Origin of the sequence: Nonomuraea marmarensis, assembly GCF_043197025.1 — a bacterium.
Lineage (GTDB): Bacteria > Actinomycetota > Actinomycetes > Streptosporangiales > Streptosporangiaceae > Nonomuraea > Nonomuraea marmarensis.
Genome location: NZ_JBICRM010000023.1, coordinates 72363 through 91354 on the forward strand (window position 1 = coordinate 72363; position 18992 = coordinate 91354).

General features: G+C 70.3%; 12 protein-coding genes. 7 read left to right on the forward strand and 5 right to left on the reverse strand.

The window, feature by feature from the left end; translation table 11 throughout:
* The first annotated feature begins 5 nt into the window (after positions 1–5).
* From ACFLIM_RS31795 to ACFLIM_RS31820, 6 genes are read left to right on the forward strand one after another with little or no spacing between them, the layout of a single operon-like run.
* Positions 6–1508 (forward strand): FAD-dependent oxidoreductase, encoded by a 1503-nt coding sequence (locus tag ACFLIM_RS31795; RefSeq protein WP_393171766.1) that lies wholly within the window; start codon positions 6–8, stop codon positions 1506–1508.
* Entirely contained in the window at positions 1505–4786 is a 3282-nt protein-coding gene (locus ACFLIM_RS31800; protein WP_393171768.1) for a glycoside hydrolase family 38 N-terminal domain-containing protein, read from the forward strand. The genes ACFLIM_RS31795 and ACFLIM_RS31800 overlap by 4 nt, the downstream gene beginning before the upstream one ends.
* A gap of 25 nt (positions 4787–4811) precedes the next feature.
* The gene (locus ACFLIM_RS31805; RefSeq protein WP_393171770.1) at positions 4812–6410 is read left to right on the forward strand and encodes an extracellular solute-binding protein; all 1599 of its coding nucleotides are present in this window, start codon (positions 4812–4814) and stop codon (positions 6408–6410) included.
* 3 nt (positions 6411–6413) lie between these two features.
* Positions 6414–7379: an ABC transporter permease gene (locus ACFLIM_RS31810; protein WP_393171772.1), complete on the forward strand. Its 966-nt coding sequence runs from the start codon at positions 6414–6416 to the stop codon at positions 7377–7379.
* Positions 7376–8230, forward strand: coding sequence for a carbohydrate ABC transporter permease (locus ACFLIM_RS31815; protein ID WP_393171774.1), 855 nt, complete (start codon positions 7376–7378; stop codon positions 8228–8230). The genes ACFLIM_RS31810 and ACFLIM_RS31815 overlap by 4 nt, the downstream gene beginning before the upstream one ends.
* Before the next feature lie 2 nt (positions 8231–8232).
* Positions 8233–10290 (forward strand): hypothetical protein, encoded by a 2058-nt coding sequence (locus ACFLIM_RS31820; RefSeq protein WP_393171776.1) that lies wholly within the window; start codon positions 8233–8235, stop codon positions 10288–10290.
* Positions 10291–10551: 261 nt separating this feature from the next.
* Here the strand turns inward: ACFLIM_RS31820 and ACFLIM_RS31825 are convergent, their stop codons facing one another.
* Entirely contained in the window at positions 10552–11916 is a 1365-nt protein-coding gene (locus tag ACFLIM_RS31825; protein ID WP_393171778.1) for a sensor histidine kinase, read from the reverse strand.
* A gap of 128 nt (positions 11917–12044) precedes the next feature.
* Positions 12045–12881 carry an SDR family oxidoreductase gene (locus ACFLIM_RS31830; protein ID WP_393171779.1) on the reverse strand — a complete coding sequence of 279 codons (837 nt, stop codon included), beginning with the start codon at positions 12879–12881 and terminating at the stop codon, positions 12045–12047.
* A gap of 237 nt (positions 12882–13118) precedes the next feature.
* On the opposite strand from ACFLIM_RS31830, the gene ACFLIM_RS31835 reads away from it, so the two are divergent.
* Positions 13119–16205 (forward strand): glycoside hydrolase family 2 TIM barrel-domain containing protein, encoded by a 3087-nt coding sequence (locus ACFLIM_RS31835; RefSeq protein WP_393171781.1) that lies wholly within the window; start codon positions 13119–13121, stop codon positions 16203–16205.
* Here the strand turns inward: ACFLIM_RS31835 and ACFLIM_RS31840 are convergent.
* The 3 genes from ACFLIM_RS31840 to ACFLIM_RS31850 form a co-directional block, all read right to left on the reverse strand.
* Positions 16171–17289: an SMP-30/gluconolactonase/LRE family protein gene (locus ACFLIM_RS31840; protein ID WP_393171783.1), complete on the reverse strand. Its 1119-nt coding sequence runs from the start codon at positions 17287–17289 to the stop codon at positions 16171–16173. The genes ACFLIM_RS31835 and ACFLIM_RS31840 overlap by 35 nt on opposite strands.
* 160 nt (positions 17290–17449) lie before the next feature.
* Positions 17450–17935 carry a winged helix-turn-helix transcriptional regulator gene (locus tag ACFLIM_RS31845; protein ID WP_393171785.1) on the reverse strand — a complete coding sequence of 162 codons (486 nt, stop codon included), beginning with the start codon at positions 17933–17935 and terminating at the stop codon, positions 17450–17452.
* Positions 17936–18012: 77 nt separating this feature from the next.
* Positions 18013–18861 (reverse strand): sensor histidine kinase, encoded by an 849-nt coding sequence (locus ACFLIM_RS31850; RefSeq protein WP_393171787.1) that lies wholly within the window; start codon positions 18859–18861, stop codon positions 18013–18015.
* Positions 18862–18992: the final 131 nt, after the last annotated feature.

The following is an 18992-nucleotide window of genomic DNA, read 5'->3' on the forward strand; positions in this document are numbered from 1 at the left end:
CACTGATGGACTACGACGTCATCATCTACGGGGCGACGCTGGCCGGGATCATGGCCGCGCTGCGGCTTCGGTTGCGCGGGCTGAGCAGCCTGGTCCTGGAGCCCACCGGGCACGTGGGCGGAATCGTGGCCGGCGGGCTGGTCAAGAGCGATCCGCCGAACGTCATCGAGGCCCTCGCCGGGCTGACCCGCGACCGGTTCTTCGCCGGGATCGGGCAGGAGTACGGCACGCCCGAGCCGCAGTACCGCTTCGAGCCGAAGGTGGCCGAGCGGGTCGCGAAAGGCCTGCTCACCGAGGCGAAGGCGGACGTGCTGCTCGGCACCCGCGTCCACGGCGCGGCCGACGTCGAGGTAAGGGGTCGCCGGATCCAGGCCGTGCTCGGCAGGCGGGCGCGGTTCTTCATCGACGCCTCCTACGAGGGTGATCTGATGGCCGCCGCCGGGGTGCCCTACACATTCGGGCGGGAGCCGAGGTCGCGCTACGACGAGCCGTTCGCCGGTTTCCTCCCTGACCGGGCGTTGCGCCGTGCCGAGTTCTCGACCAACCACGGCTACCCGGTCGGCCCGGTCCCCACGGAGCGGCCCGGTGACGGTGACGCGAAGACGCAGGCGTACAACTTCCGCGGCGTGCTCTCCAAAGCGGCCGGCCGCCTGCCCTTCCCCAAACCGGACGGCTACGACCCGCGGCTCTACCAGCACCTGGGGCAGCTCGTCCGCGGGCGCGGGATCGGCGGGTTGTCGGAGATCGTGACCCACACGGCGCTACTGCCGCCCGGCGACAAGTACCAGACCAATCAGGCCCTGTTCATCGGCTTCGACCTGCCGGGAGCCTCGTGGGACTACCCCGACGGCACGTGGGCGCGGCGCGAGGAGGTCATCGCCGAGCACGTGCGCTGGCACCAGGGCATGCTCTACTGGCTGGCCAACGACCCTTCCCTGCCCGAGTCCTTCCGCGCGGACGCGCGTGAGTTCGGCCTGCCGAGCGACGAGTTCACCGACAGCCCGTACGGGCCCGGCTTCCCGCACGCCCTCTACGTACGCGAAGGCCGCCGCATGATCGGCCAGTACGTCCTCACCCAGCACGACCTGCGCCTCCCGGGCAACACCAAGGCGACCCCGGTGTGCTGCTGGAAGTACGGCATCGACTGCCACATCGTGCAGCTCTACCCCGAGGGCGTGCACACGATCACGGGCGAGGGCGGGCCCAGCGGCACCGAGTACAACGAGCCCGCCGACCTCTACCAGCTCCCCGCCGAGTGCCTGTTCCCCGCCCGCGCCGGGATCGAGAACCTCACCGTCCCCGTCTGCATCTCCGCCAGCCACGTCGCGTTCCTGTCGGCCCGGATGGAGCCGGACTACGGCATGCTCGGCGAGGCGGCGGGCGAGCTGGCGGCCCAGTCGATCCGCACCGGGCAGGCCGTGCAGGACTACCACTATCCGCAGCTCGCGGCCGCTCTGGAGGAGCACGGCAGCGTGCTCTCCCTCCCCCAGCTGGAACCCCAGACATGATCACCATTCCCGACCCGCCGTTCCAGCCAGGACCGCTCGACGCGGCGGCGGGCCGGCGGCCGCACCGGGTCGAGCTCCCCGTCCACGTCGCGGAGACGGCGGGCTGGTGGGGGCTGCGGCTGGAGTTCACGGCCGGGCACGGCCCGTGCCCGGACCTGGAGATCGAGCTCGACGGCGCGCATCGCGGGCTGGTCCACCCGGAGGTGCGGCGCGAGGACCGCTCGGAGGTCTACCGGCACGGCCCGATCGCGGGCGAGGTGTCGCTGGAGGTCGCGATCCCGGGTGCGCTGCTGGCGCCCGGCGACCACGTGCTCGCGATCATCACCACGCTGGACCGCGCGGCGGCGACGGGCCCGGTGGACCTACCGGCCGAGCCGCCACGCAGGCACCGCGAGCAGTTCGGGCACCACTTCGGCAGCGGCATCACCTGGCGCTCGATCGCGCTGGCGCCCATCGCCGCGCCGCACTCCACGATGTCGCTGGTGGCCACGCCGTTGTACCTGCACGACGGCAGCGAGCTGGTGGAGCTGACCGTCCCGGCTCCCGCCCGCCGGGCGGTCGTCCGGCTCGCGGGCCGTACCCACGCCTTCGACCTCCCCGCCAGGGACTTCGGTCAGGTACGCGTGCGCTTCCCCGTACCGGAAGCCCGTGGCCGGGCCGAGGTGTCGGTGGACGGCGGCGAGCCGGAGACGTTCACCCTCACACCCGCGCGCAAGTGGACCTTGCACCTCATCCCGCACGTGCACCTGGACGTCGGCTACACCGACTCCCAGGGCAAGGTGCTGGAGCTGCACAGCCGCAACCTCGACCGCGCGCTGGCCGCGCTCGACGGCGACTTCGCCTTCTCCGTGGACGGCTCGCTCGTCCTCGCCCAGTACCTGGCGACCAGGTCGGCGAAGAACGCCGAACGCGTGCTGCAGGCCCTGCGCGACGGCCGGATCTCGGTCAACGCCTTCCACAGCCTGTTCCTGTCCGGCGTCGCCTCCCTGGAGGAGATCTACCGCGCCGCCTACCTCGCGGTACGGCTACGCGACGAGTACGGCGTGCCGATCACGTACGCGAACCTCACCGACGTGCCCTCCTACAGCGCGGCCGTGCCGTCGATCCTGGGCGCGCTGGGCATCGACGGCTTCGTCGGCATCGAGAACCACCACCGCGGCGGCAACGCCGACAGCGACCTGCAACACCTGCTGAGCCCGGTGATGTGGGAGGGCGTGGATGGCACCCGCGTGCTCACCCACTTCTCCGACACCTACTCGCAACTGCGGTTCATGGTCGGCGACCCGCAGACCGTCGAGGGCGGCGCGCACTCCCTGTGCCGCCTGCTGGCCCGGTACGAGCGGCCCGGCTACCTGCCGCACGACCTGGCGATCATCGGCACCCACGCCGACAACGAGGACCTCGCCGACGGCGACGCCGGCTTCGCCGCCCGCTGGAACGCCGTCTACGCCCACCCGCGGATCGCCGTCTCCACGATGGCGGGATACCTGGACGCGGTCCGGCCCTTGGCCGACCGGCTGCCGGTGTGGCGGGGCGACGGCGGCAGCTACTGGGAGGACGGCGTCGGCACCGGCGCCACCGTGGTGGCCGAGCACCGGCGGGCGCAGAGCGCGCTGCCCGCCGCCGAAGGACTGGCCGCGCTGGTCGCGCAGGTGGAGCCGGGCTACCGGCCCAACAGGCAGGCGCTGGACGCGGCGTGGGAGGGGGCGCTGTTCGGCGCCGAGCACACCTGGACCTGGTCGCACGCGCTCGCGCACCCCCACGGCGAGCAGGTCGAGGACCAGCTGGACTGGAAGCGGCACCAGGTGCACACCGCCCACCGCACCGCGCTGGACGAGGGGCGCCGGGCGTTGAGCCAGCTCGGCGAGCTGGTCACCACCCAGGGGCCGACGCTGCTGGTGCACAACCCACTGAGCTGGGACCGCGACGTGGAGGTGGAGTTCGAGTCGACGACAGAGCCTCCCGTGCCGTGCGAGGTGCTGTCGGACTGCGCCGGCCTGCGCCGCTACCGGCTCACGATGCCGAACGTGCCCGGCTTCGGCTACCGGACGCTCCCACTCACCGACCCGCACGCCCTGTCCCCAGGCGAGGAGAACGGCCGCACCACGGCCAACCAGGCGACCGGCGCGGACGGTTGGCAGGCGGTGCCGCCGCGGCTGGTCACCGCCCGGTGGGAGGCCGAGCTCGATCCCGCCACCGGCGCCGTCCGCCGGCTCACCCACCGTGCGACCGGACGGCGGCTGCTGGACGGCACGCTCGGCCAGGTGCTCTACGTCCGCAACGGCCCGTCGACGCTCACCCGGGCCGAGCACAGCGGCGACCCGCACCACCACCCGCCCGCCCCGCGCAGCACGCTGAACGGCCGCCGCCCGCAGGCGGACCCGCCCGAGCTGGACGTCTTCCCGGCGACCATGCGCCCGATCGGGTTGCGCCGCACCTACGACGGCTGGCGGATCCGGGCCGTGGGCAGCGCGCCGAGCCTCCCGTACGTCGAGGTGGACGTCCTGCTCAGGGACACCGACGACCGCGTGGACGTCGTCGTCCGCCTGGAGAAGGAACGCGAGCCGGCCAAGGAGGCACTCTACGTGGCCTTCCCGTTCAGCGCCGAGCGGCCGCGCTTCCACTACGACCGGCAGCAGGGCTGGATCGACCCGGCCCGCGACCACGCCCCCGGCGCCTGCCAGGAGTGGTTCACCACCCAGTACGGCGTCGTCGTGGACTCCCCCGCCGGTGCCGTGGCCTGGACCTCGGCCGACGCGCCGCTGTTCACCGCCGATGACATCGTGCGCGGCGCGTGGCCCGAGCACTTCGACCCCGCGAGCGGGACGGTCTACTCGTGGGTGCTCAACAACTACTGGCCCACCAACACTCCGCCGGAGCAGGAAGGCTCGCTCACCCTGAGGTACGCCTTCCGCCCCCTGCCCGCCTTCGACCCGGTGGCCGCCGGGCGGCTGGGCCGCGAGGTCAGGGCGGCGCCGATGGTGTCCGAGGTGACCAGGCTGGACAAGTTCGGCACCGAGCCTCGACGTCTGGACGCCGGTACCGGCTCCCTGCTCGACCTCGGGCTGCCCGGCTGGGTCAGCGCGACGGTGAGCGAGCCGCGCGACCGCTCCGGCCTGCTCGTCCGCCTCCAGGACCTGTCCGGCCACGGCGGCGAGATCCGCCCGAACCACCCGGGCCGGGTCGTGTTGTGCCGGGCCGACGAGAGCGAGCTGGGCGAGCTGACCGGCGATCTCCGCATCGACCCCTGGCACGTGGTCACCCTCAAGCTCAGATAGCACCCCCACAGGAAGGAAAAAGGCCATGTCTGACGCGCGTCACAGCAGGCGCAAGTTCCTCCATCTCACCGGGAGCACCGCTCTGCTGGCCGCCTCGGGCGGCCTGCTGGCAGCGTGCGGCTCGCCGTCACCCCAGGCGAGCCCGCAGGGCGGCGGCAGGAAGGCCGTCCTGCCCGCCTACCTCCCGTCCACCGTCGGCAAACCCGACCTGCCCGCCACCGCCGAAGGCGTGCTGGCCGCCTACTACGCCTACCCGGACAAGCCGGTCACCGCCTTCTCCGACAAGCCGGGCGCCGGGCTGGGCGAGGTCAAGGTGCTGACCAACATGTTCAACCCGGTGCCGCCCGGCGTGGCCGGCAACCGGTTCTGGCAGGAGCTGAACACCCGGCTCGGCGCGACGATCGACATCACGATGACGCCCGAGCCCGACTACGTCGCCAAGCTGTCCACGATCATCGCCAGCGGCGACCTGCCGGACATCATCATGATCTCGGCCAAGCTGGCCAACCGCTCGGCCGTGCTCACCCGGTTGTGCGCGGACCTGAGCGAGCTGGTCTCCGGTAACGCGATCAAGAACTACCCGTTCCTGGCCAACATCCCGGCCGACTCGTGGCAGGCCACCGCCTACCAGGGCGGCGTGTACGCCATCCCCATCCCCCGCGCCATCGTCGGCACGATCATGTTCTCCCGCGCCGACGTGATCAAAGAGCGCGGCCTGAACAGCGCGCCCAAGAGCTACGACGAGTTCCTGGAGCTGGCCAAGGGCCTGACGGACCCGGCCAGGAACCGGTGGGCCTTCGGCGGCCCGAAGGGCGTCATCACCTTCGTGGGCACCATGCTCGGCGTGCCGAACATGTGGCGCGCGGAAGGCGGCAAGTTCACCTCGGAGCACGAGGTCGAGGCCCGCAAGGAGGCCCTGGCCAAGACGGCGGAGATGGTCAAGGCGGGCCTGTTCCACCCGGACGCCGTCGGCGGCAAGCTCAACCTGCGCGACCTGTTCGGCAACGCCACCATCTCGCTGAACACCGACGGCTACGCCGCCTGGGACATCCTCGCCGACACCTACAAGGTCGACGTCGGCGCCATCCCCTCGCCCGGTCCCGCGCGGGCCGGCCAGCCCTACTTCGCGATCACCGCGTTCAAGAAGGCCGACAAGGATCGCCTGGCCAAGCTGCTGCGGATCTCCGACTGGCTGGCCGCGCCGCTCGGCACCACCGAGTACATGTTCCGCAAGTTCGGCGTCGAGGGCGAGCACTACACCATGGAGGACGGCAAGCCGCAGCCCACCAGCCTCGGCACGGCCGAGGTCAAACTCCCCCTGGAGTACGTCGCCGACGCCCCGCACGTGCTCGGCCCCCGCCCCAAGGAGCGCGTGCACGCCCAGCGCGCCTACCAGGAACGCGTCGTGCCCGGCATCGCGCGCAACCCGGCCGCCGCCCTCTACTCCGAGACGGCCGTCAACAAGAACGGCACGCTCGCCAAGATCATCGACCAGGCCGAGCTGGACATCGTGTCGGGCCGCAAGCCCGTCGGCTACTGGGACGAGGTCGTCGCCAACTGGCGCCGCCAGGGCGGCGACCAGATCCGCCGCGAGTACGAGACCGCGCTGGCCAAGGGCGACTGACCGATGGCGCTCGACGTGAAACCGCCCCCCACCCGCCTGACCACCCGCCCGCCGCACCGGGCGCGGAAGACCTCCAGACTGCGCAGGGACGGCGTCCTGCTGCTGCTCGGCGTGCCGGGCCTGCTGGTGATCCTGCTGTTCCACTACGTGCCGATGCTCGGCAACGTGATCGCGTTCAAGGACTACCAGCCCTTCCTCGGCATCTGGGAGGCGCCGTGGGTCGGCTTCGGCAACTTCCAGGTGATCTTCAACGGGGATCCACTGTTCCTCAACGCGCTGACCAACACGCTGATCATCTCGCTGGTCCAGATCGTCTTCGTCTTCCCCGTGCCGATCGCGCTCGCGTTGCTGCTGAACTCGCTGGTGAGCGAGCGGATCAAACGCCTGGCCCAGTCGATCCTGTATCTCCCGCACTTCATGTCCTGGGTGGTCGTAGTCGCGATATTTCAGCACATGCTGGGCAATGCGGGGCTGCTGAACACGTTCCTGCGCTCCCACGACCTGGCGACGCTGCCGCTGCTCGGCAACCCCGACCTGTTCCTGGCGCTGATCACCTCCCAGGTGATCTGGAAGGACGCCGGCTGGGGCACCATCATCTTCCTGGCCGCGCTCTCCCGGGTGGACTCGGCGCTCTACGAGGCCAGCGCGATGGACGGCGCCTCCCGGATGCGCCAGCTCTGGCACGTGACCCTGCCGAGCATCCGCGGCGTGATCGTGCTGATGCTCATCCTCAAGCTCGGCGACGTGCTGGCCTTCGGGTTCGAGCAGATCCTGCTGCAGCAGAACACGGTCGGCGCCGAGGTGTCGGAGGTGCTGGACACGTACGTCTACACCTACGGCGTGGCCGGCGGCAACTGGGGCGTGGCCGCGGCGGTCGGCCTGGTCAAGGGGATGGTCGGGCTGGTGCTGGTGTTCGGCGCCAACAAGGTCGCGCACCTGCTGGGAGAGAGAGGACTCTACTCCAAATGATCATCCGTGCTGTCAAAGGTGTGATCGTGGCCGCGTGTTGCGCGGTGGTGGTCCTGCCCTTCCTGGCGGTGTTCTCCACCAGCCTGGCCTCCCAGGAGCAGGTCACCGCGACCGGCGGCTACGTGCTCTGGCCGAGCGACCCGAACCTCGACGCCTACCGGGCCATCCTGGCCGGCGGCGTGGTCACCCGCGCGTTGCTGGTGTCGGTCGGCGTCACGGTCGTCGGGACGCTGCTGTCGCTGGCGTGCATCACGTTGCTGGCGTACTCGCTGAGCCGGCCCGGCTCGCTGCTGCACCGGCCGATCCTGCTGACCGTGCTGTTCACGCTGCTGTTCGCGCCCGGCATGATCCCGATGTACCTGACGGTCAAGCAGCTCGGGTTGCTGGACTCGTACTGGTCGCTGATCTTGCCGGGGCTGGCCAACGCGTTCCAGATCATCATCATGCGGGCGTTCTTCCAGGAGATCCCCGGTGAGCTGGTCGACGCGGCCCGCATCGACGGCGCGGGCGAGCTGCGCATCCTGCTGCGGGTGGTGTTGCCGCTGTCGAAGGCGGTCATCGCGGTGGTCGGGTTGTTCAGCGCGGTGTCGTACTGGAACGCGTTCTTCAACGCCATGCTCTACCTCAACGACACGGAGAAGTGGCCGCTGCAGCTGGTGCTGCGCACGTACGTGGTGGACAACAGCTCGCTCGGCGTCGACGCGGCCGACCTGTCGGGCGGCTTCATGCCTCCGGCCCAGTCCATGCAGATGGCGATCCTGGTGCTCAGCCTGGTTCCCATCGCGATCGTCTATCCGTTCCTCCAGAAGCACTTTGCCAAGGGCATCCTCATCGGCGCGGTGAAAGGTTGAACATGAAGATCAACGAAGACCGTCGGCGGGTTCTGTCGGTGTTAGGCGCGGGCGGCGCGGCGCTGGCGCTGACCGTCACCCCGGCGCAGGCAGCCAGGCGCGACACCCGGGACATCGCGAGCGTCCAGGAGCTGCGCGGCGCCGCCGGCGCGGCGGGCGACCAGGTGCGCCTGCTCGGCTACCACGCCGACACGCCCGGGCGCGGCGGCGGCGACCTGTTCTGGGACGCCGCCAGTACGGCGCCCGACGACGGCGGCACCGTCTTCGCCGTCTCCGGCGTGGCCACGGGGCGGTGGCGGCGGCCGGTGGCGGCCAGGGTGGACCTGGCCTGGTTCGGTTGGCGGGGCACCGGCGCCGAGGACGACACCGCACGGGTGCAGGGTGCGGTGGACGCACTGCCGAGCGGCGGGACCATCGAGATCGGGCCCGGCAAGGTGCTCATCAAGAAGGCGATCTCCGTCAAGCGGGTGCCCGTCACCTTCGACGGCGCGGGGCACACCGACAGCCTGGAGCACGGCACGCAGTTGCTGCTGGAGACGGGCGCGGCCGACGGGTTCGTGCTGACCGGGGTGCACGGCGGCGGGTTCCGCAACCTGCAGATGCGCGGCGTCGGCGTGACCGGCGGCGCCATGGTGCGGACCGAGCGCGCCGGGCCGAACACCGAAGACGGCAACTACATGATCGCCTTCACCAACGCCAGGTTCCGCGACGGCCACAACGGGATCATCCTGCGCGCCTGCAACACCATCAGGTTCCAGAACTGCGTGTGGAACACCTTCAAGGGCGACCAGGTCATCCTGCTCAACGGCGCCGGCGACGACACCCGCGCCGACCCGATCGAGTTCGTGCAGTGCGGGATCGCGGCCGGGAGCGGCAACCACGTCACCGACAACGTCGTCGTGGACGGGCTCGGCGGCTCGCTCAAGTTCTTCGCCACGGCCATCCTGTTCGGCCGGCACGGGTTGTGGATGCGCAACACCACGGGCAGCGAGTCGTTGCCCAAGTTCGTCTACTTCGAGGGCGGCGGCTTCGAGAACGGCCACGGCGTGCCCGTCCTGCTGGAGGCGGGCGCGCAACTGCAGATGGCCAACACGTACGTCTCCTGCGACGGCGCCGACGACAACGTCCGAATCGGGCCGAAGTTCACCGGCACCGCCACCTTCTCCGGCTGCGTCATCCGCGGCAGCGGGCGCAACGGCATCGACGTGGCCGCCGCCCGTACCACGATCACGGGTTGTGTCATCGGCAACAACGGCAGGATGGCGCACGCCGACTTCTCCCGGCCGATCGCGGGCCTGGCGGACAACGGCTCGGGGGCCGTACGCGTGACGACCGGCGCCGCGCACGGCTGGGAGGACGGCGACCGCGTCACCCTCACCGGCGCCGGCGGTGCCGACGGCAAGTGGGCCATCGACGTGGTCAGCGACACCGCCTTCGACCTCCAGGGCTCGAAATTCGCCGGCTCCTACCCCGGCGGCGGCGCGGCCTACCGGGACGGCGCCGGGATCAACATCAGGTCGACCGCCACCCGCGTCGTGGTGACCGGCAACGCCATCGGCGGCTTCACCGGCGACGGCGTCAACCGGCAGGACTACGGCGTGGTCACCGACGCCGCCGACGTCCTCATCAGCAACAACGACCTGAACGGCAACCGCACCGGCGCCTACCTGGTGACCGCCGCCCAGACCCGTCAGACCCGCATCGTCGGCAACAAGGGCGTCGAACAGATCGACGGCTGGCTCACCGCCAGGATCGACGGCTCGGTCACCGACGACCTGCACAACCTCGACAACCTCCTGTACGTGGACGGCCAGCGGCTGCGCATCGTCAAGGTCACCAGGAAACTCCAGGCCGGGACGTGCAACGTCCGCCTGGACGCCGACGGCGCCAGCGCCGGAGGGACCGCGCTCGGCGCGACCACCACGATCCAGAGCACGGCGCTGGCCTCTCCCTTCACCATCGACGGCACCGGCACGACCAAGCGGCTCGGGCTACGAGTACAGAACAGCGCGGGCGCGTCGGGGCTGGAGGTCCAGTTCGGCTACCAGTACATCAGCTGACGTCGGCCCGGGAAGCTGACCGCGGGCGCACGTGGCCCCGGTCGCGTGCGCCCCGCGCGGCGGCTCTGTCAGAGGTTGAACTGGCCGCTCTCCACCACGACGCGCCGTCCGGAGTCGCCGTCCGGCTCCAGCTTGCAGTTGATCTTGTACCGGTCCCCGTTGGTGCCGGTCTTGGTCGCCTTGCCCAGGGAGAGCCGCGACCTGGGCTGGGCGACGAGGGCCGCGCAGCCGACGGCAGCCCGGTGAGAGTCCTGGCGATGACTACTGGCGGTCGCCGTTCAGCAACGGCAGGCACAACACGAACTTGGCGCCCCGCTTCGAGTCCTCGATGCTCAGGCTCCCCCGGTGGGCGTGGGCGATCGCGCGGGAGATGGTCAGGCCGAGCCCGCTGCCCTCGGGATCGAGCTCCCGCCCGCAGGGCAACCGGACGAAGGGTTCGAACACCCGCTCGCGGTCCTCAGGAGGCACCCCTTCCCCGTCGTCGAGCACGGCGAGCAGAGCGTGCCCGTACGAGCGCTCCACGCTGACCTCGACATGGGTACGGGCATGCCGCTGGGCGTTGACCAGGAGGTTCGTCAGCACCTCGGCCAGCTGGACGCGGTTCCCGCGGACGTGAAGATCGTCACCGATCCGCACGCACACCGGCGGGCCCGCTTTCCGGTTCGCGGCCTCCTCACGTACCAGAGCGGTCAGGCCGACCGGCTCGAGGCGAGAGGGAGTGGACGTGCGGACGCGGGCCAGCATCAGCATCTCGTCGATGATCGCCTGGAAGCGTTCCGTCGTGCACAACGCGTCCCGGATGGCGGCATGGGGGTCCACCTCGGCGGGATACATCAGCGCCTCCTCCAGCTGGGTGCGCAGGCCCGTCAGCGGCGTCCGCAGCTCGTGCGAGACCATCGAGGAGAAACGACGCTGGTGTTCGACGGCCTCCTGCAGGCGCGACAGGGTCTTGTTCGCGGTACGGGCGAGCTGCGCGATCGCATCATGGCCGGGCGGGATCGGCACCCGCAGGCCGAGATCGGTCACCGTGATCTCGGCGACCCTCGCTCGCATCCGCTCCACCGGGAGCAGCGTCCGGCGGATCAGGAACGAGGCCATCCAGGCCATCAGGGCGGTGAGGGACAACACTCCAGCCGCGAGGGATGCCTCCAGCCGCTGCGTGCCCAGGATGGGCGGCTGCTCCATTCCCGCGTAGACCACGTGCGAAGAGCCGCCCCAGAGCAGCTCCTCCTCCTGGGGCGAGGGCCTGGTGGCGGTGAACATCACGCACTGGCCCGTGGCGCATTCGACCCCGTTCTGGATCCGGTCCTCGGACGGGGGCCAGATCTTGCTCAGCCGGGGCCGCCCCGCGGCGGCCTCGCTGGCCGACACCACCCGCCCGCTGGCGTCCACGAGCTGGAGCAGGTCGACGCCGGACGTCGTCACCGGCGGCGGTGCCGTCGCCCCCATCGACCCGAGCCACTCGGTCGCCGCGCGCTGCGTGTTGCGGAAGATGTCCTGCTCGATCTTGTTACGCAGCAGCAGGTCGCCGGCGATGGCGACGACCGTGAGAGCGATCAGCGACAGGATGGCGGTCGCCACGGTGAGGCGCGCCTGGACGGATAGCTGGCTGGGACGCAGGGACACGCGTCACCTCCCCGGCTGGTCCAGCTCGGGTCATTAATCCACATGCTTTCAAGAATCGGTTCATGTGTGATCAAAGCGCCCGCAATGAGTCCGTAGCGGGGCCACCGAGGCCGGGGCGGCGCGGCGGGTCAGGTGTTCCCGCCGTGGGCGGCGACGGAGACCGGCTCCCAGGCCCGCCACGTCTCCAGGCGCTGCTCGTAGTCGGCGGTGGCGATGGCGAGCGGCCCGTCGCCGAAGAAGATCCGCAGCGGCGGCCGCTCGGCGTCGACGACCTTGAGTATCGCCTCGCGGGTGGCCTCGGGATGACCGGGGTCGGGCACCCGCTTGGCCCGCTGCCCGGCGGCCTTGGCGCGGACCCCCTCGTAGGCGGGCAGCGGGGTGGCGTGCACGGCCGAGGAGCCGGCCCAGTCGGTGGCGTATCCGGTCGGCTCGACCAGGGTCACGTGGATGCCGAAGTCGGCCACCTCGATGGCCAGCGCCTGGCTGAAGCCTTCCAGCGCCCATTTGGAGGCGTTGTACCAGCCGACGTTGGCGAAGGCGGAGACGCCGCCGATCGAGGAGACCTGGATGATGTGGCCGCTGCCCTGGTCGCGCAGGTACGGCAGCGCCGCCTGGGTGACCCACAGCGCGCCGAACAGGTTCGTGTCGATCTGCGCGCGGGCCTGCTCCTCGGAGACCTCCTCGATCATGCCGAACTGGCCGTAGCCGGCGTTGTTGACCACCACGTCCAGGCGGCCGAAGCGGTCGTGGGTCCGGGCGACGGCGTCGAAGACCGCGGCGCGGTCGGTGACGTCCAGGGGCAGGGCCAGCAGCGCGTCACCGTACTTGGCGGTCAGGTCGGCCAGGGACTTGGTGTCCCGGGCCGTGGCGGCCACCTTGTCGCCGCGCTCCAGTGCGGCGATGGCCCATTCGCGGCCGAAGCCGCGCGAGGTGCCGGTGATGAACCAGATCTTGTTGGCAGTCATGTGCGGGCTCGTCCTTTCGACAGATGCCAGGAGCTGGGCGAACACGGTCCTCGCCGGACCGCACAAATTGGACTGAACCTCCACTTCAATTTACCAACGCCTGCCACGCACGCATGATGCGCAGTCGAACGCCCATCACCGATTGACAGCCCGATGATCGAGAGTCACGATGGCGGAGATCTGTTCGAGAGTGCCGTTTTCTGGTGAGTATTGTCGAGCTCTGGGCGGCGATGACCTATGTTCGCAACGCCAACCAACAGGGTCCTGGCCGCTCTGGCGGTTGTGCTCTCCCTGCTCTCCGCAGGTGCGCAGCCGGCTCAGGGACGCGAGACGGTCCCCCGGATCCAGGACTTCGACCGGGGCTGGAGATTCGCCCTGGCCAACCCGGCCGGCATCACCGACCCGACCGGCGCCTACGCCGAGGCGCACCTGCCGGGCTACGACGACTCCCAGTGGCGGAAGGTCGACCTGCCGCATGACTGGAGCATCGAGCTCGACCCGACGGCGTCCGGGGGCACCAACAGCGGGACCGGGTTCCTGCAGGGCGGCCTGGGCTGGTACCGCAAGACGTTCACCCTCCCCGCGTCGATGGCGGGAAAGCGGATCTCGGTCGAGTTCGACGGCGTCTACATGGACTCCCACGTCTATCTGAACGGGCAACTCCTGGAGAGCCACCCCTACGGTTACACCGGGTTCGACGTCGACCTCACCGATCTGGCGCACACCGACGGCAGGACGGCGGACGTCCTGGCCGTGAAGGTGCAGAATCAGCTGCCCAGCAGCCGGTGGTACTCCGGCAGCGGCATCTACCGCCACGTCCACCTCGTGGTCACCGACCCCGTACGCGTGGCCCGCCACGGCGTGTACGTCACCACGCCCGGCCTCCAGACCACCTACGCCCAGGGCTACGCGACCGTACACGTGGAGACCTCGGTGGCCGGCGACTCCCAGCCGGTCGAAGTGGTGTCCACGATCCGCGACGCCGGCGGCCGGGCCGTCGCCACGCACCGATCGCCCGCCACGGCCGGTGGCCCGCCGGGCGCCGACGACCTCCGGCTCGACCGTCCCCGCCTCTGGTCCACGGAGAGCCCGTACCTGTACACGCTGCGGACCGACGTACGGACGGGTGGCCGCACGGTGGACACGACCACGACGACCTTCGGCGTACGGTGGTTCGAGTTCGACCCCGGCACCGGCTTCTCGCTCAACGGCAAGCCCGCCAAGCTGCGCGGCGTCGATCTGCACCACGATCTCGGGGCTCTGGGGGCGGCGACCAACCGGGACGCCTTCGTCCGCCAGATGACGATCATGAAGAGCATGGGTGTGAACGCCCTGCGCACCTCGCACAACCCGCCGTCGCCCGAGGTGATCGACGTCTGCCAGCGGCTCGGCATCCTGATGATGGTCGAGGCGTTCGACACCTGGCGCACGCCCAAGGTCCGCTACGACTACGCCCGCTTCTTCGACGCCAACAGCGACGCCGACGTGAAGGAGATGGTGCACGCCGCCAAGAACTCCCCCGCCGTCGTGTTGTGGTCGATCGGCAACGAGATCCCCGACACCACGAACGTCGCCGTCGGCGTGCCGATCGCGCAGCGACTGATCGCCGACGTGAAGTCGATCGACACCACCCGCCCGATCGTCATGGGCTCGGACCGCTACCGCAGCGTGCCCGCGCCCGGCTCGGCCCAGGACCAGATCCTCAACCTGCTGGACGGCATGGGCCTGAACTACAACACGGCCGTGTCCGTCGACGCGCTGCACGCCCGCTACCCGGCGAAGTTCTTCTTCGAGTCCGAATCGTCGTCGGAGACCTCGACCCGCGGCGTCTACCAGGATCCCGACCAGCTCAACACGGGCGAGAACCACACCCCGGGCAAACGCGGCACGTCCTCCTACGACAACAACCTGGCCTCGTGGACGATGAGCGGCGAGTACGGCCTGAAGAAGGACCGCGACCGGCCCTTCTTCGCCGGGCAGTTCCTGTGGTCCGGGATCGACTATCTGGGGGAACCGACGCCGTACAACGTGTTCCCGGTGAAGGCCTCGTTCTTCGGCGCCGTCGACACCGCGGGGTTCCCCAAGGACATGTACTGGCTGTTCAGGAGCCAGTGGACGGCCGAGCCGATGGTGCACCTGCTGCCGATGAACTGGACCGACCACGAGCCCGGCGAACCCGTCCAGGTGTGGGCGTACGCCAACGTCGAGAAGGTGGAGTTGTTCCTCGACGGCAAGTCGCTGGGGGTGCGGACGTTCGACCATAAGACCGCGACCGGCGGGACGCCGTACCTCGAGACCACCGAGGCCACCGGGGACGACAAGACCGTCACCGCCGGCCCGTACCCCGGCAGCTACACCAGCCCCAACGGCAGCGCCGGCAAGCTGCACCTGACGTGGAACGTCCCGTTCGCGCCCGGGCGGCTGGTCGCCAAGGCCGTCAGGAACGGCAAGGTGGTCGCGACCGACGAGCTGACGACGGCGGGCGCGCCCCGGGCGGTGCGGCTGACTCCCGACAAGAAGGTGATCGCGGCCGACGGCAGGTCGTTGTCGTTCGTCACCGCCGAGGTCGTGGACGATCGCGGCGTCACCGTCCCGAGCGCGGACGACACGATCACGTTCAAGGTCGGCGGCGGCACCCTGGCCGGTCTGGACAACGGGCGGCAGGAAAGCGCGGAGAACTACAAGGCGCCGTCCAGGCAGGCGTTCAACGGCAAGGCTCTGGCGATCGTGCAGTCGACCCACCGGCCCGGCCCGATCACCGTCACGGCCACCTCCCCCGGGCTGCGCCCCGCCAAGGTCACCCTCGCCGCGACGCCCGTACCCGGGACGGCGCCCGTCATCGCCGACCCCTACCAGCCGCCGGCGCAACCACCCGGCCAGCAGCCACTCGCGGACGCGAGCTACTCCGGCGCGCCGAACACCCTGCCCGCCGCCATGCTGGACGGCGACCTGGCCACCGGCTGGTCCAACTTCTACAACAAGTCCGCCACCGCGCTGCTCCCGGCCATCAGCCGGGCCCACGCGTCGGAGTGGGTGTCCGTCTCGCTGCCCGGCGCCCCGAGCGTCGGACGGCTGCGCGCCTACTTCACCCTGAACGCCGCCACCGCCCTGCCCGCGACCCTGGCCGTCAGCTACTGGAACGGCAAGAAGTACGTCCCCGTCCAGAACCTCCGGATCGACCGGGCCACCGAATCCAACCAGCCGACCACGCTCACCTTCGACCCGGTCCGCGCACCGGAGATCCGCCTGGACCTGACCAGCCCGGCTCCGGGCACCTCGACCGGCTTCCTCAGGATCGCGGAGCTGCAGCTCGACGACCCGTGAGCGCGGGCCGCGCGTCGATCTTCAGCTTGTAGATGTGGGCGGGCAGCACCACACGGGACCGCCCGCCCTGGAACTGCGCGATGCGGTTGTTCTGGGCGATGGGAATCCAGAGGTAGCCGCTGTTGTCGATCCACAACGCGTCGGGCCACAGCAGCCGCCCGTCCTGGATCACCGTGGTGATGTGCCGTTCGGGGGAGATCTTCAGGATGCGGAGATTGTCGACGTCGCTGAGGTAGATGTTCCCGTCGGCGTCGATCGCGGTGCCCCCGGTGGACGGGGTGTCGACCCAGCGCTCGACCCGGCCGGACAGTTGCCGCGGCGACAGGGCCTGATCGTCCAGCCAGCGGGTGCGTACCCGGTAGAGCGGGCCGGAGAGAGGCTGGAAGTACAGGTATGCGCCGTCAGGGGAGACTTCGAGCTGGTTGGCGTTGATAACCACCTGCTTGCCGTCCGGCCCGATCAGGGTCTTCCCCTCGGCCCGGATGGCGCGCCGCGCCGTCGTCGAAGGGTCGTCGTCGAGTACCCGCCGGGCCGCGCCGGTGTCCAGGTCGAGCACGATGAGGGCGCCCGGCTTGCCCGCGTCGGTGATGTAGGCGCGGCGGCCGTGGAAGCGGATGTCGTTGATGTAGCTCGTGGCGTTGCTGACGCCGCCCAGCGGGTAGACGCGGCGCACCTTGTCGGTGTGCACGTCGATCACCACGACCTTCGACCCTCCGGGGACGAGGGGCTTGCCGAAACCCGGCACCCCCGTGTCGACGACCCACAAGTCGCCGTCCGGGCCGATGCGCAGCGCGTTGACGCGTACGAACGCCTGACCGGCGTTCTTGCCGGTAGACCAGTCGTTCCAGGCGGCGTCCGGATACGGCCGCAGCGTGTGACCCGCACCGGCCTCGGCCACGCTCATCCCGCTCTCACCCTGCATATGGGGGAAGCCGATGAACGTTCTCCCGTCGGGGGTGGTCGTGACAGCGTTCGAAACCTGCTTCAGCCGGAATGCGGTGACCAACCTAGGAGCGCTCGTGTCGACGGATGGGGCAGCGGCTCCGGTCAGCGACAGCAGGGTGGCGAGAACCAGTCGCACCATAGGGATCACCTCCAGGTCGCTCGGACGCATCCGCTGATGGCGCAGGCTGGGCATTCGGGCGAACCATGGGCGCTTTGCCGGAAATCGGCTTTTGCTCCGACCGTAGTTCGCGCACTGCCAACTGACGCCCAAGCCCGCTCCGCTGTTGAGCATGAGTTCGTCAGGGTCGAACGGGCTCAGCCAGGGGGTACGGCTCGTCGGAGCGCCACGGCCGCAGCCATGCCTCCTCTGTGCGGCGGATCGGCTGTCCGCAATGGCCGCAGATGTCGCCGGGGGCGGTGGCCTGACCGCACAGCAGGTGGATCACCTGCATGGGCTCGGTGGGCTCGTACGGCTCGGTGTGCTCCTGCCCCCAGACGGCGAGCGCGCGCAGCACCGGGAGCACGTCGGCGCCCGCCGCGGTGAGGCGGTATTCCTGGCGGGTACGCCCGCCGTCCCGATAGGGCACCCGGACGAGCAGCCCGGCCTCCACCAAGCGAGCGAGCCGGTTGGCCAGGATGTTGTCGGCGATGCCCAACTCGGCCCGGAAGGCGTCGAAGCGGGTCATGCCCAGGTTGGCGTTGCGCAGGATGAGCAGCGTCCACCGCTCCCCCAGCACGCCTACGGCACGCCCGATCGGGCAGGGGATGGACGGCTGGGTCTTCACGGCGTACTCCGTTCGATCCTGACTTGCATTAAGAAAGTCTAAGCGATGCCCCGCACCGGCGGGCGCGCGAAGATCGGCTAGTCCGCTGGTAGCCGGAGCACGAACCGGGCGCCGCCGATGGGCGAATCCTCGACCTGGAGGGTGCCCTGATGCGCCAGGGCGATGTCGCGGGCGATCGCCAGGCCCAGGCCGGTGCCGCCACGGTCGCGGCACCGCGCGCCGTCCAGCCGGACGAACCGGTCGAAGACGCGTTCGCGGTCGGCCTCGGGGATGCCCGTTCCGTCGTCCGCGACGGCCAGTTCGACCTGATCGCCATCGCGGCGTACCTGGACGTGGACCGAGTGCTGGGCATGCCGTTGTGCGTTGTCGAGCAGGTTGGCCAGCAACCGGTTCACATGGGTGCGCACGGCGCTGACCGTCACCCCGCCCTCGACCCGCACGCGGATCTCGGCACCGTCCGACCGCCGGGAGACCTCGGCCCGGACCAGCTCGGCCAGATCCACCGGCTCCCGCTCCTCAGGTGCGCACGCCTCCACCCTGGCCAGCAGGAGCAGGTCGGAGATGATCGCATCGAGTCTGTCGACGTCCCGCAGGGCGCGCTTGACCAGTTCGGGGAGATCGGTCTGGTCAGGGTGCAGCTGGGCCTCCTCCAGCTGGGCGCGCAGTCCGGCCAGCGGGGTACGCATCTCGTGCGAGGCGTCGGCCGCGAACTGCCGCGTCCGCTCACGCGCCCGGTCCGGATCCGTCCGTCCCAGAGAGCCGTGGGCCGCCTGCGCGAAGTGCGCGGACTCGTCCCGGTGCGGCAGGGCATCGCTGACGCGGCTGAGACCAGCGAGGTCATCGGGGCTGGAGGCGTAATGGGGCCACCCGAGCATCGAGTTCAGCGGGCCGGTAACGATCGCCGACGCATGATGCGGATGTGCCATCACCGCGTGCTTCTTCACCTGGTCATTACCCTTCAGATTCCTGCGGCGAGCGCATACTTCGCCGGTTGACGTCTCCAACCTGCCGGTTCGGCTTGTCGGGCCGCTGTCGCTCTGGCCGTGTCCGCTGTCGG

Bases quoted from the DNA above. Each gene is read 5' to 3' on its own strand.
- ACFLIM_RS31795 (WP_393171766.1), top strand. From the start codon at position 6: ATGGACTACGACGTCATCATCTACGGGGCGACGCTGGCCGGGATCATG.
- ACFLIM_RS31800 (WP_393171768.1), top strand. From the start codon at position 1,505: ATGATCACCATTCCCGACCCGCCGTTCCAGCCAGGACCGCTCGACGCG.
- ACFLIM_RS31805 (WP_393171770.1), top strand. From the start codon at position 4,812: ATGTCTGACGCGCGTCACAGCAGGCGCAAGTTCCTCCATCTCACCGGG.
- ACFLIM_RS31810 (WP_393171772.1), top strand. From the start codon at position 6,414: ATGGCGCTCGACGTGAAACCGCCCCCCACCCGCCTGACCACCCGCCCG.
- ACFLIM_RS31815 (WP_393171774.1), top strand. From the start codon at position 7,376: ATGATCATCCGTGCTGTCAAAGGTGTGATCGTGGCCGCGTGTTGCGCG.
- ACFLIM_RS31820 (WP_393171776.1), top strand. From the start codon at position 8,233: ATGAAGATCAACGAAGACCGTCGGCGGGTTCTGTCGGTGTTAGGCGCG.
- ACFLIM_RS31830 (WP_393171779.1), bottom strand. From the start codon at position 12,881: ATGACTGCCAACAAGATCTGGTTCATCACCGGCACCTCGCGCGGCTTC.
- ACFLIM_RS31835 (WP_393171781.1), top strand. From the start codon at position 13,119: ATGTTCGCAACGCCAACCAACAGGGTCCTGGCCGCTCTGGCGGTTGTG.
- ACFLIM_RS31840 (WP_393171783.1), bottom strand. From the start codon at position 17,289: ATGGTGCGACTGGTTCTCGCCACCCTGCTGTCGCTGACCGGAGCCGCT.
- ACFLIM_RS31850 (WP_393171787.1), bottom strand. From the start codon at position 18,861: ATGGCACATCCGCATCATGCGTCGGCGATCGTTACCGGCCCGCTGAAC.